The sequence below is a fragment of the Duganella sp. Leaf61 genome, assembly GCF_001421905.1.
Lineage (GTDB): Bacteria > Pseudomonadota > Gammaproteobacteria > Burkholderiales > Burkholderiaceae_D > Rugamonas > Rugamonas zoogloeoides.
The window spans coordinates 408229-423930 of the sequence record NZ_LMLM01000012.1 but is presented as its reverse complement, the minus strand read 5'-3'; the positions used below and the strand labels follow the sequence as shown (position 1 = coordinate 423930).

At 63.8% G+C, this 15702-nt stretch carries 8 protein-coding genes; 4 read left to right on the top strand and 4 right to left on the bottom strand.

From position 1 onward, the window contains the following. The first annotated feature begins 90 nt into the window (after positions 1–90). Positions 91–1509, top strand: coding sequence for a mannose-1-phosphate guanylyltransferase/mannose-6-phosphate isomerase (locus ASF04_RS10890; RefSeq protein WP_156368598.1), 1419 nt, complete (start codon positions 91–93; stop codon positions 1507–1509). Positions 1510–1615: 106 nt separating this feature from the next. Here ASF04_RS10890 and ASF04_RS10885 read toward each other — a convergent pair whose 3' ends face one another. Further along, positions 1616–4060, bottom strand: coding sequence for a TIM-barrel domain-containing protein (locus tag ASF04_RS10885; RefSeq protein WP_056141062.1), 2445 nt, complete (start codon positions 4058–4060; stop codon positions 1616–1618). A 162-nt stretch (positions 4061–4222) separates the two neighbouring features. On the opposite strand from ASF04_RS10885, the gene ASF04_RS10880 reads away from it, so the two are divergent. The 3 genes from ASF04_RS10880 (at position 4223) to ASF04_RS10870 (ending at position 9008) form a co-directional block, all read left to right on the top strand. Beyond that, positions 4223–5548 carry an MFS transporter gene (locus tag ASF04_RS10880; protein WP_056141961.1) on the top strand — a complete coding sequence of 442 codons (1326 nt, stop codon included), beginning with the start codon at positions 4223–4225 and terminating at the stop codon, positions 5546–5548. Between the two features lie 79 nt (positions 5549–5627). After that, on the top strand, positions 5628–7259 hold the full coding sequence (locus tag ASF04_RS10875; RefSeq protein WP_056141058.1) for an alpha-D-glucose phosphate-specific phosphoglucomutase: 1632 nt from the start codon (positions 5628–5630) through the stop codon (positions 7257–7259). An 18-nt stretch (positions 7260–7277) separates the two neighbouring features. Further along, complete coding sequence (locus tag ASF04_RS10870) at positions 7278–9008, top strand: alpha-amylase family glycosyl hydrolase (RefSeq protein ID WP_056141055.1); 1731 nt, start codon at positions 7278–7280, stop codon at positions 9006–9008. Here ASF04_RS10870 and ASF04_RS10865 read toward each other — a convergent pair. The 3 genes from ASF04_RS10865 to ASF04_RS10855 all read right to left on the bottom strand — a co-directional run bounded on the left by ASF04_RS10865 (position 9005) and on the right by ASF04_RS10855 (position 15550). After that, positions 9005–10912, bottom strand: a complete 1908-nt coding sequence (locus ASF04_RS10865; RefSeq protein ID WP_056141958.1) for a sensor domain-containing phosphodiesterase — start codon at positions 10910–10912, stop codon at positions 9005–9007. The genes ASF04_RS10870 and ASF04_RS10865 overlap by 4 nt on opposite strands. A 192-nt stretch (positions 10913–11104) precedes the next feature. Beyond that, positions 11105–13849, bottom strand: a complete 2745-nt coding sequence (gene pulA, locus ASF04_RS10860; protein WP_056141053.1) for a pullulanase-type alpha-1,6-glucosidase — start codon at positions 13847–13849, stop codon at positions 11105–11107. Between the two features lie 108 nt (positions 13850–13957). Beyond that, positions 13958–15550, bottom strand: coding sequence for an oligopeptide:H+ symporter (locus tag ASF04_RS10855; protein ID WP_082488683.1), 1593 nt, complete (start codon positions 15548–15550; stop codon positions 13958–13960). Between the last annotated feature and the right edge of the window lie 152 nt (positions 15551–15702).

Below are 15702 nucleotides of genomic sequence, written 5' to 3'. Positions count from 1 at the left end.
CAACACTCGAATTGAATTAACCAAAGTATGGGGCCGCCGCAGCAAGCATGGTATCGACGCGGTAGTCGTAGCTCAGAAAGAGAATATCACTTGAAAATTTATCCAGTCATTTTGTCCGGCGGCGCCGGTACCCGTTTATGGCCGCTGTCGCGCGCGTTGATGCCGAAGCAATTATTGCCCTTGGTATCGGAACGCTCCATGCTGCAGGAGACCGTGTTGCGCCTGCCCGAGGGCGCTACAGTGGCGGCGCCGCTGATCGTCTGCGGCAATGAGCACCGCTTCATGGTGGCTGAACAAATGCGCGAAATTGGCATTACACCGCTGGGCATATTGCTCGAATGTGTCGGTCGTAATACCGCGCCTGCGGTGGCTGCCGCCGCCCATTTCCTGCTGGCGCAAGATCCCGATGCGATCATGCTGGTACTGCCGGCCGACCATGTCATCAACGACCGCACCGGCTTCCATGCAGCGATCGCGCACGCGGCCGAACTGGTCAAGGATGGCGCGCTGGCCACGTTCGGTATCGTGCCTACCGCTCCTGAAACCGGTTATGGCTATATCCGGCGCGGTGCGCCAGTAGTTGCCGAGTCCGGCAGCTACAGCGTCGAACGCTTCGTGGAGAAGCCTGACCTGGCCACCGCCGAGGGCTTCCTGGCAGACGGCGCGTACTACTGGAACAGCGGCATGTTCCTGTTCCAGGCCAAAACCTATCTGGACGAGCTGCGCGCCCTGCAGCCAGCCATGGAAGCGTCCGCTGCCGAAGCAGTGCGCATGGCGTACCGCGATCTCGACTTTTGCCGCCTGGACGAAGCATCGTTCGCCGCGTCGCCGTCCGAATCGATCGATTACGCGGTCATGGAGCACACGCGCCGTGCGGTCGTGGTGGCTGCCGACATCGGCTGGAACGATGTCGGCTCGTGGTCGGCGCTGTGGGAAGTGCAGCAGCGCGACGCCGAGGGTAACGCCAGTCGTGGCGATGTGTACCTGGACGGCGTGACCAACAGCCTGGTGCGCGCTGAAAGCCGTATCGTGGCCGTTATCGGTGTGCAGGACCTGGTGGTCGTGGAAACCGCCGACGCGGTATTGGTGACTCACCGCGACCACGTGCAGCGCGTCAAGAAAGTAGTCGAGCATCTCAACACCGACGGCCGTACCGAACACCTGCACCACACCAAGGTGTATCGCCCGTGGGGTTCGTACGAGGGTATCGACATCGGCGAGCGCTTCCAAGTCAAGCGCATCACCGTCAATCCGGGTGGCAAGCTGTCGCTGCAAATGCACCATCACCGCGCCGAGCACTGGATCGTGGTCAGCGGTACGGCGCGCGTGACGTGCGGCGAGAACGTCACCTTGTTGTCGGAAAATCAGTCGACCTATATTCCGATCGGCATGAACCATCGCCTGGAAAACCCGGGCAAGTTGCCGCTGCACCTGATCGAAGTGCAGTCCGGCAGCTACCTCGGCGAAGACGACATCGTCCGTTTCGAGGACGTGTATCAGCGCACCTGATCACCGGCGGTTGTAGTTCGATAGCATCGAGCGCTTCACACTCCTTGGGCGTGTGAAGCGCTCGATGCGTTTTATAGCTTGATTTACAGCTTGGTTACAGCCTTAGTTACAGCGTTACCACCACGCTTCTTGCAGCTGCCGCATTGGCCGGCAAGGTCACCGTCAACAGCTTGCTGGCAGCATCCCACGCAAAGGCAGCAGCCTTGCCATCGACCTTCACGCTGGCCGGCTTGTTCGCCACGTTGTGCACGCTGACATCGAAGGCGCGGGGCTGGCGGGTTTGCTGCCGGCCCAGCTCCGACGCCACGTTCAAGGTCAAGGTGCGGCCTTTGAGTACGCTGGCAAAGCGCAGCAGTTCGTACTTGCCCTGTTCGTAGGCCTGCGCGGTGGCGCCGTCGTCGTCATACAGCTGGCCGCTGCCGGCGGTGGCCGAGGCGTCGTGGTAGTAGTGCAGGGCGATGCGGCGCGTGTTGTAGTCGCGCGTGGTCTGCACCACGGCCGTCATCGGAATGAAGGCGCCCGCGCGCACGTACACGGGAATGTGGTCGGCCTTCAATGCCACGGTTTTGCTGGCGCCGCCCGGATGGCGCTCACCGGTATAAAAGTCGAACCAGGCGGCGGTGGCCGGGAAGTACACATCAGCCGTGCTGGCGCCCTTGGTCATGACCGGCGTCACCAGGAAGTCCTTGCCCCACAGGTAGGTGGACGACATCGACTGTGCCTTGGGATTGCCTGGTTCCTCGTACACCATCGGGCGCATCAGCGGCAGGCCGCGCTGGTTGTTTTCGAAGCCCAGCGTGTAGTTATACGGCAGCAGCGCGTAGCGCAGGCGGATCGCGGTGCGCGCCAGCGCCTTGGTTGCCGCGTTGCGGTACACCGGTTCCGACGGCACTTCTTCCTGCGCGTGCGGGCGGAACACGGGCTGGAACACGCCGTACTGGAGCCAGCGCGCATACAGTTCATCGTCTTCGACCGGGTTGGCGAAGCCGCCCAGGTCCGAGTGCATATAGCCGGCGCCCTGCATGCCCATTTGCAGCGCGATCTCGGGTTGCGACTGCAAACCGCCCCAGCTGCGATCGACGTCGCCCGACCACGGGATGATGCCGTAGCGCTGCGTGCCCGAATACCCGGCGCGCATCAGGATGAAGGGCCGCTCGGTCGGGAAGTCCTTCTGGTAACCCTCGGCCACCAGGCGCGCCCACTGGTGGCCGTAGATGTTGTGGACTTCGTCGGCGCTGCCGGTGGCGTGGCGCATGGCGGTGGGGTGCAGTTCCGGCTCGCCCAAATCGCCCCAGACGCCCTTGACGCCCTGCTGGCGCAGGCCTTTATAGATATCCCACAGCCAGTCGCGGCCTGGCGTGCCGAAGATGTCGATCAGGCCCGTGTGGCCGAAGAAGAAATCGTACGACAGCGGCTTGCCATCCGGCCCTGTGCCGAGGATTTTTTTATCGACGGCTTCCTGCCAGCGGCTCGACGTGTTGACGATGAACGGCTCCGAGATCACCACCGTCTGCACGCCCTGTTTCTGGAAGTCGGCGATCATGCCGGTGGGGGTGGGGAAGCTGTCCTTGTCCCAGGCCAGGTTGCCCATGGTGCCCTTGACCTCCTTGCCGAACCAGTACAGGTCCATCACGATGGCGTCGAGCGGGATGTCATCGAGGGCGAACTGGTTGACCGTTTTGCGCGCCTCGGCCTCGGTGTGGTAGCCGAAGCGCATGGCGAAGTTGCCGAAGGCCCAGCGCGGCGGCAATGGCTGCTTGCCGGTCAGGCTGGTGTAGTTGCCCACCACGTCCTGCCAGGTGTCGCCGGCCACCACCTGGTAAGTCTTGCGGCCGCCGATGGTTTCCCAGGTCAGGCTGTTGTCCTTCCTGCTGTCGAAATCGAGGTAGCCGGTTTGGGCGTTGTCGAAGTGGAGCGCGTACAGCTTGGACGACATGGCAATCGGCATGCCGTAGTTGAGCTGCTTGGACGTGGCGCCGTAGCCGTAGTCGGCCTTGTTGTACAAGGTAAAGCGGTTGCCGCGCCGGTTCATGCCCACGGCGCGCGCGCCGGCGCCGTACAGCGCCTCATTGGCGTCGAGCGCAAATTCGATGGCGTCCAGTTCGCGCGCTTCGCCCTTGTTGATGTCCTTGCTGCCGGTGACCACGTCGTCGCGCACTTTCAGGTAGCCGCGCTTTTCCGCCACCAGCGGTTTGCCCTTGTAGCTGTAGCTGATGCGCAGCGGCGACTTGGTGATGGTGACCGCGATGCCGGGCGTGGCGTATTCGATGCGATCCCCCTGGTCCTGGACCGTGGCCTTGACTGCCGCTGGCGCCAGCACGACCGCGTGCGAGGCCGGATCGAACGCTTCGCCGGCGGGGATGAAGGTGGTCTCCATGATGGCGGCGGAGTAGGGCTTGATCACGTAGCGGCCATCGCTGGTGCGGATGTCGAGCTGGCCACTGGCGGCCACCATTGACTCGAAAGTGCGCTCGGCAGCGGCCGCCGGGGCCAGCGCCAGGACGACCAGCGGTACACTGGTGGCGAGTTGGGAGAAGGAAATGCGTATCATGTCAGTGTGGTGCCCCGTCGTTTTGTTGTTTGGCTACATTTGACTACAAAAATCGGTAGTGAAACTGCGGTTTGCCGTTATTTTACTAGGGAAAAGTTCATTTGACACACCTGTGTCTGCATGTTATTTTGCTACAAATTCAAAATACTCGGGACGCGCAGCATGCACTCACACCTCAAGAAGCCCATATTGTCGTTCTGGCAGTTGTGGAATATGAGCTTCGGCTTTTTCGGCATTCAATTCGGCTTCGCGCTGCAAAACGCCAACACCAGCCGGATCTTCTCCACCCTCGGCGCCGACCCCGACAACCTGTCGCTGTACTGGCTGGCCGCGCCGGTCACGGGCTTGCTGGTGCAGCCGGTTATCGGCTACCTGAGCGATAACACCTGGCACCCGACCTGGGGCCGCCGTCGCCCGTTCTTCTTCCTCGGCGCGCTGTTCGCGTCGATCGCGCTGTTCCTGATGCCGCACTCGTCGGCGCTGTGGATGGCCGTGGCCGTGCTGTGGATGCTCGATGGCGCGATCAACGTGTCGATGGAGCCGTTCCGCGCCTTCGTGGGCGACAAGCTGGGACCGTCGCAGCAGACCGCCGGCTTTGCCATGCAGACCTTCTTTATCGGCTGGGGCGCGGTGATCGCTTCGCTGCTGCCCACCATTTTTGCCGACTATCTGGGCGTGTCCAACGAGTCGGTGGCTGGCGCCATTCCCGATACCGTGCGCTACTCGTTCTACGCCGGCGGCGCCATCTACATGAGCGCCGTGCTGTGGACCGTGCTCACCGCGCAGGAACTGCCGCCCGACGACATGGAAGCGTTCCGCGCCGAGCAGCGCCGCAACAAGGGCCTGCTGCACGCCCTGAAGGAAATCCTGGCCGGTTTTGCCGGCATGCCCAAGACCATGGTGCAACTGGCGGCCGTGCAGTTCTTTACCTGGATCGGCCTGTTTGCGATGTGGATTTATACCAACGTCGCCATCGGTAAAAATGTCTTTGGCACCACCGACGCGCAGTCGGCCGCGTTCCAGGCGGCGGGCAGCCACGTTGGCGTGATGTTTGCCGTGTACAGCGGCGTGGCTGCGCTGGCCGCGTTCGTGCTGCCGGTGCTGGCGCGCCATACCAGCCGCAAGTTCACCCACACGCTGTGCCTGGCCATCGGCGGCGTCAGCCTGATCAGCCTGTTCGCGGTCCACGATGTGCAGCTGTCTTACCTGCCGATGGTGGGCGTGGGCATCGCCTGGGCCAGCATTCTGACCATGCCGTACGCGATCCTGGCCGGCGCGCTGCCGCCCAAGCGCATGGGTTACTACATGGGCGTGTTCAATTTCTTCATCGTGATTCCGCAGATCGTCAGCGGCTTGCTGCTCGGCTTTGTGACCAAGTACCTGTTCATGGGCGAGGCGGTCAAGACCCTGATGCTGGGCGGCGTGTGCATGCTGGTGGCGGCGATTTTGACGCTGGCCGTGCAAGATAACGCAGCCCCCGAACGTTAATAATGTAATATTGCCCGTGAGATAATGGCAACGACGGCGGCGTGGCAACGCGTCGCCCCTTCATTCACGCGGAGCGACTATGAGCATTCAAACCATCACTACCCAACCGATTTCCGGCCAGCGTCCCGGCACGTCCGGCCTGCGCAAGAAAGTCACCGTCTTCCAGCAGGCGGGCTACCTCGAAAACTTCGTGCAAAGCGTGTTCGTCACGCTGGGCGACGTCGCCGGCAAAACGCTGGTGGTCGGCGGCGATGGCCGCTACCACAACCGCGAAGCGATCCAGGTCATCCTGCGCATGGCGGCGGCCCACGGCTACGCCAAAGTGCTGGTCGGGCAGGGCGGCGTGCTGTCCACCCCGGCCGTGAGCTGCGTGATCCGCAAGCACGGCGCCGCCGGCGGCATCGTGCTCTCGGCCAGCCACAATCCCGGTGGCCCGGACGGCGACTTCGGCATCAAGTACAACATTGCCAACGGCGGCCCGGCTCCCGAGAGCATCACCGAGGCGATCTACGCGCGCACCGAAGCGATTACCGAGTACCGCATCAGCGATGCGCCCGCCGTGGACCTGAACGTGCTGGGCACCTCGCACATCGAGCAGACCGAGATCGTCGTGATCGACTCGGTGGCCGACTACGCGGAACTGATGCAGCAACTGTTCGACTTCGACGCCATCCGCAAGCTGTTCGGCGGCGGTTTCCGCATGTGCTTTGACGGCATGTCCGCCGTCTCCGGCCCGTACGCCAAGGCCATCATCGAAGGCATGCTGGGCGCACCAGCCGGCACCGTCATCAACGGCGAGCCACTGGAAGACTTCGGCGGCCTGCACCCGGACCCGAACCCGGTCAACGCCGCCCAGCTGATCGAGATCATGGCGGCCGACGACGCGCCCGATTTCGGCGCTGCTTCCGACGGCGACGGCGACCGCAACATGATCGTCGGCCGCAAGTTCGACGTTACGCCATCGGACAGCCTGGCTGTGCTGGCTGCCAACGCCACCGTGGCGCCGGGCTACCGCGCCGGCCTGAAAGGCATCGCCCGCTCGATGCCGACGTCGCAGGCGTCGGACCGCGTGGCAGCAGCGCTGGGCATCCCGAGTTTTGAAACCCCGACCGGCTGGAAATTCTTCGGCAACCTGCTCGACGCCGGCCAGGCCACCCTGTGCGGCGAAGAGAGCTACGGCACCGGTTCCGATCACATCCGCGAAAAGGATGGCCTGTGGGCCGTGCTGTTCTGGCTCAACCTGCTGGCCGCGACCGGCAAGTCGGTGGAAGAACTGGTGAGCGAACACTGGGCGCGCTTCGGCCGCAACTATTACTCGCGCCACGACTACGAGGCGGTGGAAACCAAGGGCGCCAATGAGCTGATGGATTCGCTGCGCATCAAGCTTGCCACCCTGCAGGGCGCGGACCTGGGCGCCTACGTGGTCGATTTCGCCGACGATTTCGAATACACCGATCCGATCGACGGCTCGGTCTCGAAAAAACAGGGCATCCGCATCGTGATGACCAACGGCTCACGCATCGTGTTCCGCCTGTCGGGCACCGGCACCGAAGGCGCCACCCTGCGCGTGTACCTGGAGCGCTACGAAGCCGATCCCGAACTGCACCACCTGCCTACCCAGCAGGCCCTCTCGGCCCTGATCCTGCTTGCCGAACAGGTGGCCGGCATCGAGGGCTGGACCGGACGCGCGCGTCCGACCGTTACCACGTAAAACCATAAGGAAGACAGCATGACATACACACGGTGGACCAAGCTTTCCCTGGCACTGACGACGGCCATTACCTTGGCTGCAACCGGCGGCAACGCCGCAGCCCAGGCCACCGGCGTCAAGAAGAAAGGCCCGCCGCCCATCGTGGCGCCCAAGGCGGCGCAGCCCTTCCTGTGGGAAAACGCCACCGTGTATTTTGTGCTGACCGACCGTTTTAATAATGCCTTTACCGGCAACGACCTGGCATATGGTCGCCAGAAGGACGCGGCGCCGCTGCGCGGCTTCATGGGCGGCGACCTCGCAGGCCTGATCAACAAGATCAACGACGGCTACTTCGACGCACTGGGTGTGAACGCCATCTGGCTCACGCCGCCGGTCGAACAGATCCACGCGGGTACCGACGAGGGCACCGGCAAGTCGTACGGCTTCCACGGCTACTGGGCCCGCGATTTTACGGCGGTGGACGCCAACCTCGGCACCGAGAACGATTTCCGCAATTTCGTCGAAGCGGCCCATGCGCGCGGCATCCGCGTGATCCTCGACGTGGTGATGAACCACACCGGCCCGGTCACCCCGATCGACCCGGTATGGCCGCAGGACTGGGTGCGCACCGACCCCACCTGTACCTATAAAGACGCGAAAACCACCATCGACTGCACCCTGGTGAAAAACCTGCCGGACATCCGCACCGACAGCGACGCCGAAGTGGAACTGCCGCCGCAACTGGTGGAAAAATGGCGCCGCGAAGGGCGCTACACGCAGCAAATGAGGGAGCTCGACGAGTTCTTCGCCAAGACCGGCTACCCGCGCGCACCGCGCTACTACCTGATGAAATGGCACGCGGACTGGATCCGCAAGTTCGGCGTGGACGGCTTCCGCGCCGACACCGTCAAGCACGTGGAACCCAAGGTGTGGAAAGAACTGCGCACCGTGGCCGATGCGGCCTACGAGGACTGGAAGCAGGCCAACCCGGACAAGAAACTCGGCGACAAGTTCTACATGACCGCCGAGGTCTATAACTACGATATCGCCCACGGCCAGACCCATGACCTTGGTGGCGGCACCATCGCCAACTACTACCAGCAGGGCTTCGACAGCCTGATCAACTTCGGCCTGGTGCGCGACGCGAACAAGGATTACGAGGCGCTGTTCTCGAGCTACTCGAACATCCTGCATGGCGGCGCGCTGCAAGGCTACTCGGTATTGAACTACATCGATTCGCACGACTACGAGCCGCCATTCGACGCCGCACGCAAGCGTCCGTTCGAGAGCGCGACCAAGCTGCTGCTGGCGCCCGGCGCCGCGCAGATCTATTACGGCGACGAAACCGCGCGCAAGCTCGATATCGCCGACGCCACCGGCGACGCCAAGCTGCGCTCGTTCATGAACTGGGACGAGCTGGCGCAAAATACGCAGCGCGACGGCTACAAGGTCGGCGACGTGTACACGCACTGGAGCAAACTGGGCCAGTTCCGCCGCGCCCACGTGGCGGTGGGCGCTGGCGTACACCAGCAACTGCAGGCACAGCCCTACATCTTCAAACGCACGTACGACAAGGATGGCCTGCGCGACCAGGTGGTCGTCGCGCTCGACCTGCCGATCGACAAGGCCAGCGCCATCAAGGTGCACGGCGTGTTTGCCAACGGCCAGAAGGTGCGCGACTACTACTCGGGCAAGACCGCCGTGGTACGCGCGGGCAGCGTCAATTTCGGCACCCGTAATCCGATCGTGTTGATCGGCCAGGCCGATTAACGTATCAAAGGCCGGCGTCGCGCTGCCGCCAGCAAAATGCGCGGCGATGGCGTGGTGCACAGCACGCGCGGCGCACGCATGGTGAACGCGCGTTCGACGGCTTCCAGTGCGCTGTCGATATCGGGCGCGGGCGCCTCGTCCTGCACGGCTTGGGCCTGGTGCCAGCGGGCGAAATCGGCCATTTCCAGCGGCTTGGCAAATAAATAGCCTTGCGCCTCGTCGCAGCCGGCCGAGCGCAGGAAGGCCAGCGCCGCGCCATTTTCCACGCCTTCGGCCACCACCCGGTGGCCCAGTTCCTGCGACAGCGAAATCATGGCGCGTACCAGCCCTTGCTGGCGCTGGTCGTGTTCGATGCCGCGCACGAACGACTGGTCGATCTTGACCACGTCGGCCGGCATGCGCTGCAAATAGGCCAGGCTGCTGTAGCCGGTGCCGAAATCGTCGATCGCCAGGTGGATGCCGGCATGGGCTAGCGCATCGAGCGTGGCGTGCGCCTTGGTCGGATGCTCCATGATGGCGCTCTCGGTGATTTCCAGTTCCAGGCAATGGTGCGGCAGGCCGCGCCGGTGCAGGCCCTCGACCACGCGGTCGGCAAAGTCGGCTTCCAGCAGGTTGGGTGCGGAGACGTTGAGCGACAGCTGCAGCGCCAGGCCGGCATGGCGCCAGGCCAGTTGCTGGTCGAGCGCCGTGTTGAGTACCCAGGTGGTGGCCGCCTGCGCCAGGCGCGAGCGCTCGACGATGGGCATGAATTCGCCGGGGCCGATGGCGCCCAGGGTGGGGTGGTCCCAGCGCAGCAGCGCTTCCGCACCCACGCACAGGCCGCTGGCGATGTCGATCCTTGGCTGGAACACCAGGCGCAACTGGTCGGCGCTTTCGAGCGCCGTGCTAAAGTCGTTGAGCAGGTTGAAGCGGCGGCGGTACACCTGGTCTTCGCCGGCCGAGTACATGGCCACGCTGCGTCCCGATTCAATGGCGTCCTGTACCGCGCTCTGGGCCCGGCGCAACACGCTCAGGGCGTCGGTGTTGCTGATATCAAAAGGCACTACGCCGATGGTGGGCGTGGCCACGAAGCGGCTCTTGACGGTGGCAATCGCGCGATCGAGCTTGGCCTCGAGCAGCGGCGTGTACTGGTCGATGCTCACCTGCGGCGTGTTGAGCATGGCGAACTGGGTGGTGGACACGTGATAAACCTTGCGGCCGGCCCCCAGTTCGGCGCGGATCCAGGCGGCAGCGTCGGTCACCAGTTCGTCCAGGTAGCGCGGGTTCATGGCGCGCACAGCGTGCGCCAGTTGCGCCGGTGTGGCCAGGTTGATCAGCACCGCCACGCGCTCGGCGCCCTCGGCGCTGTCTCGTTGCAGATCCTGGAAATCTTCGATGAACTGGTTACGGTTGGGCAGGCCACTGATCGGATCGACGCGGCCGAGCGCGTGCATCATCTCGATTTGCGACATCACCATCGCCGCCAGGTCGCACAGCATGGTCAGTTCTTCCGGCGTGGTGTCGCGCGGCTCGGTGCCCAGCACGCACATGGCGCCCAGGCAGTGGCCGTCGGCGGTCACCAGCGGCGCGCCGGCGTAGTAGCGGATGCCGCTGGCAGCCAGCGGGCTGTCGCGGAAGTACGCATCGTCCTGCAGGTCGGGAACGATCAGCAGCTCGGCATTGTCGGCCACGTTACCGCACGGCGCTTTCACGCGCGGGATCGAGCAGTGATCGATGCCCACGCGCGACTTGAACCACTGGCGGTCGCTGTCGGTGAGCGAGACGGCGGCAATGGGCAGATTGAACAGGCGCGCGGCCAGGCGCGTGATGCGGTCGAACGCTTCGCTGGGCGGGGTGTCGAGAATATGGAGCTTGTGGAGCGCATCGAGGCGCTGTCGTTCCGTGGTCTGGCAAGAAATAGTCATGGTCGTTTTCGTTTTGGTGGTGCCAGCGGGCGGTGGCTTGCCCACTGCGTGACAACGAGCTATTGAATGCAGGGCGGCGTGGATACAATCGATTGCATAAATCGTAATATTATTGCGCTCGTGAAATTAATAGTACCATGATTTAAGTTTTGCCGCGGTGCGTGGGCCAATCGTGCACCAAGGCGCACCAGTTCACTCTTCCACGAATACCACGGCGCTACGCGCTGGTACCGAGAACGTACCGGTGGCCGTGGCATATGCCGCGCCGCCGGCGATACGACGGTCGGCTGCCCCAGCGCGCAGGTGCACCGGGTGCAGCCGGTAGCGGCGGCCCTGTTCTGCGTTGACGGCGACCTGCTGCGCCACCTTGTCCGCGTTGATCACGTAGGTGATGGCCTTGAAATGGGCGCCCGGGTAGCCGGCGCCGTCGAGGTGGCCCACGATCACGGTCGGCACCTGCTGCGCGCCGGTGTTGTAAAAGCGCAGGCGGTGTTCGACATCCTTGGCCGTGCGCAGGCGGAACAGGGTGCTGCTGGCGCGGATGGCCAGCAGGTCGCGGAAGGCGTCGCGGGTCCAGGCGATGTCCTGCGGCGTGGGCTTGATGTCCGCCGCGCGCGCCAGCAGGGGGCGCATCAGCGCGTAATCCTTGCCGTTGTCCTCCTCGCGCGGCAGGCCGGTGCCGAAGTAATTGTCGCGGTAGGTCCAGTCCAGGCGGTTGAACCAGTCGCCGGACTCGAAGCTGTTGCGGTCCAGCGATTTCGATCGCAGGATGTCGAAGCCGGCGTGGAAGTAGGGCACGCCCTGGCTGAACGCATTGATGGCCGCGCCCAGTATTTGCACCTGCGCCCGCTCGGCCGTGGTGGTACCCAGCGGCAGCTTGAAGACATTGATGTCAAACAGGGTCTGGTTGTCGTGGTTTTCCACGTAGTTGACGGTCTCGCCCGGTTCGCTGGCGTAGCCGGCTGGCTGGTTGCCGCCATAGACGATGTCTTCGAGGCGCTTGCGCTCGCCCTGGCGGGTTTGCATGGTAAAGCCACGCAGCGAACCGGCCAGGCCCACCTTGACCATGTCGGCTGCGTCCATCAGGTCTTGTTTGGTGCGTGGCGCCGCGCTGGCATTGGCGTCATATACCAGGCCATTGATCCAGCCCTGCTGGCTGGCGATTTGCGCGCTGCCGTCGGCTGCACCGCCGCCGCGCATGGCGTCGCGCGCGCGGTCGCTGAAGGTGCCGATGCCGGTACCGTTCAACGACAGCTGCGACGCCTGCACGAAGCGCGCGCCGTCGGCCACTTCGCCGAAGTTCCAGCCTTCGCCGATCAGGTTGATGTGGCGGCCGGTGGCCTGGTTCACGCGCGCCTGCAGTTGTTCCATCGCTGCGCGCGGCTGGTGGCCCATCAAGTCGAAGCGGAACGAGTCGATCTTGTACTGCACCGCCCACAGCTCGGCCGAATCGATCATCAGCTTGGCCATCATGGCGTGTTCGGTGGCGGTGTTGTCGCAGCAGGTGGAGCGCTCGATCGCGCCTTTCGCATCGAGCCGGTGGTAGTAGCCGGGCACCACGCGGTCGAGCACCGATCGCTGATCCTGTCCGGCGATGAAGGTGTGGTTGTACACCACGTCCATGCCTACCCGCAGGCCGATCTTGTGCAGCGCCTGCACCATGCGGCGGAATTCGACGATGCGCTTGGCGCCATCGGCTGCATCGGTGGCGTAGCTGCCCTCGGGAGCGCTGTAGTGGTACGGATCGTAGCCCCAGTTGTAGCAGTCGGTGAACTTGACGGCGGTGATGGCCGCCTGTTGTGCCAGCCCGTCGGGTGTCAAGCCGGGCAGGGCGGCGATCTCCTCCAGCGTGGATTTGCAACCCTGTTCCGGCACGGTGGCGATGTCGTACACGGGCAGCAGGTGGATGTCGGTCATGCCGGCTTTGCTGAGCGCTTGCAGGTGGCGCATGCCGTTCGAGCCGGTTTCCGTGAAGGCCGTGTACTTGCCGCGGTTGGCTGCGCTCACGGTGGCGTCGTTGATCGAAAAGTCGCGCACGTGCAGCTCGTAAATCGCCATGTCCGGCTGTGCGCTCACCCGTTTCGGTATCGGCGTGCGGTCCCAGCCTGCCGGTTTGAGGCTGGCCGCGCCCAGGTCGGCGATGTAGCTGCGCTTTGAATCCGTGGCCAGGCTGACCGAGTACGGATCGGTGACCAGGTTGCGCACCAGGCCTGCGGTGGGCGCCACTACGTCCACCAGGTACTGGTAGTACTTGCCCGCGTGTTGGCCGGGCAGCTCGGCGGACCAGATGCCAGTGGCATCGTCGCGGCGCATGGTGGTCAGCGCTGTCGCTGTTGAAGAACCGCTGGCGTAGGTGCACACGGCCACGCTCTGTGCGGTGGGCGCCCACAGCTTGAAGCCGGCCGCCTTGGCGCGCACGGTCACACCGAGGTCGGGCGCTTGGGCGGCGCTGGCGTACAGGTCGTCCAGGGCGCCGGGCAGTTGCGCGGTGGTGGCATCGAGCACCGTGCCATCGGGCGCTTCGCGCACCAGCAGCAACTGGCCGGTGAGCAGGGCCGGGATGCGGGCGGCATCACCTGGCGCCACGGCCAGCAGCGGCCCCTTGCCGATGAATTTGAAGCGCTGCGCCAGCGCGGCCGGAGCCGGCGTGATCGATGGCGAGAGCAGCACGGCGCCGTCCGCGCCGGTCACGCGTTGGCCGGCGGTGGCGCGCAGCTGCGCGGTGGCCGAGTAATACAGTTTGAAGGTGCCGGTGGTGTCGGCGGCCGGCCACTGGATCAGCTGGCGGTCCAGCCAGTAGGCGCGCGCCTCGGCGGCCGGCGCGGCGCCGGCCTGCAGTACTGTGGCAAACGGGCCGTCGCAGTCGGCGATGGTGGGGGCGGCGGTTGCTGCCGCGCAGCTCAGCGCCAGTGCGACGCCGGTAAGAATCTTGGCCAATCTCGTCTCCAAACTATAGATTTAGTAGTGCTGTTACAAAAAAGCCGGCAATTCAAGGAGAATTGCCGGCCTATGGTAATCTAAAAGCTGTAGTTTTGGTACGGACGGTTATGCTTTGCGGTAGTTATCGACCATCTTGTAGCGGGTGGCATAGAGTGCGAACAATCCCGCACACACCAGCGCAAAGCCGGCAAAGAAGAACATCTGGAAGGCGCTTTCCGACAGTCCCGTGCTGGCGATGTGGCCACTGACCGTATCGTTCTTCACGCCGGCGTTGACGATCAGTACCCACAGGTTGCCGATGGTGGTGCCCAGGTACCAGAAGCTGAGGATGATGCCTTTCATCGGTGCGGGCGCCTGGCTGTAGGCGAACTCCAGGCCGGTGGCCGACACCAGCACCTCGCCCAGCGTGAGCAGCGCGTACGGCAGCAGTTGCCAGAAGATCGAGACCTTGTCGCCCGCGTCCATATTGAGCTGGATGGCGCCCACGGCGATCCACGACAGGCCCGAGAGCGCAATGCCGGCGCCCATGCGGCGCAGCGGCGTGGGCGTGATGCCGATCGCGCGCATCAGCGGGTACAGCACCACGTTGTTCAACGGGATCAGCAGCATCACCAGGATCGGATTGATCGCCTGCATTTGCGCCGGCAGCAGCGTGAAGTCCCAGCCGAACAGCGACAGCTGCGGGCTGTTCATGGCGTTGGCCTGGACGATCCAGGTGGAAGCCTTCTGGTCGAACAGCGACCAGAATGGCGTGATCAGTGCGAACACGATCAGGATGCGCAGCACCGAACGCACGCCTTCCACCGCTTCGGCCGTATGGATGCCACGGGCGCGGTCCAGCTGCATCGACACGCCGAAGCAGCCGAACGCCAAGAGCATTACCAGCGCGGTACAGAAGGCGATCACAAAGCCCCACTGCGGAATCATGCACAGCGAAACCAGGGCGGCGAGGGCGCCCACGCCGGCCACCATCAGGCCTGGCCGCGACTGGCCGGCCACGCGCGCCAGCAGCGCGGTGCGCGCCACGCTGCTGAACGAATCGGGATTCGGCGCGGCCGGCGGCACGTGCACGTATTTTTTGCGGCCCATCCAGAACACCAGCGTGGCAATCGCCATCAGGATGCCGGGAATGCCGAAGGCCACCGACGGACCGTAGTCGCGCAGCAGCAGCGGCATCAGCAGCGATGCGAAGAACGAACCGAAGTTGATGATCCAGTAGAACGCGTCGAACACCAGGCGCGCGCGGTTCTTGTTGGTCTGGTCGAACTGGTCGCCCACGAACGCCACCACCAGCGGCTTGATGCCGCCCGAGCCGAACGCGATCAGCCCCAGCCCGAAGTAGAAGCCTTTGATGTTGTGCTCGAAAATCGCCAGGCACGCATGGCCGGCCACGTAGATCAGGGAAAACCAGAAGACCGTGTTGTATTTGCCGAAGTAGCGGTCGGCCAGCCAGCCGCCCAGCAGCGGGAAGAAGTACACGCCGATGACGAAGGTGTGGAACACGTGCTTGGCTTCGTTGGTGCGGTGTTCGGCCGGAATGAACAGCAGCAGGGTACTGAGCAGGAACGGCGTGAGGATGTTGCGCATGCCGTAAAAACTGAAGCGTTCACAGCCTTCGTTGGCAATGATGTACGGGATCTGCCGAGGCAAGGGCCCGTTGCCGTCCTTGATATCGACGGTGCTGGCGTTGCTGCTCACTGGTCTTTCTCCTGATTTTATGTAGTTTGACTACTGATTTCTACCTTTGAAATTCCTGTTGAAATCTCTAAGTATTTGATTTTGAAGAATTAAATGTGATAATTCCCCACCGGCAATCGCATTGAAAAAAACATGTTCGTCATGTATATTCT

Bases quoted from the DNA above. Each gene is read 5' to 3' on its own strand.
- ASF04_RS10885 (WP_056141062.1), bottom strand. From the start codon at position 4,060: ATGATACGCATTTCCTTCTCCCAACTCGCCACCAGTGTACCGCTGGTC.
- ASF04_RS10880 (WP_056141961.1), top strand. From the start codon at position 4,223: ATGCACTCACACCTCAAGAAGCCCATATTGTCGTTCTGGCAGTTGTGG.
- ASF04_RS10875 (WP_056141058.1), top strand. From the start codon at position 5,628: ATGAGCATTCAAACCATCACTACCCAACCGATTTCCGGCCAGCGTCCC.
- ASF04_RS10870 (WP_056141055.1), top strand. From the start codon at position 7,278: ATGACATACACACGGTGGACCAAGCTTTCCCTGGCACTGACGACGGCC.
- ASF04_RS10865 (WP_056141958.1), bottom strand. From the start codon at position 10,912: ATGACTATTTCTTGCCAGACCACGGAACGACAGCGCCTCGATGCGCTC.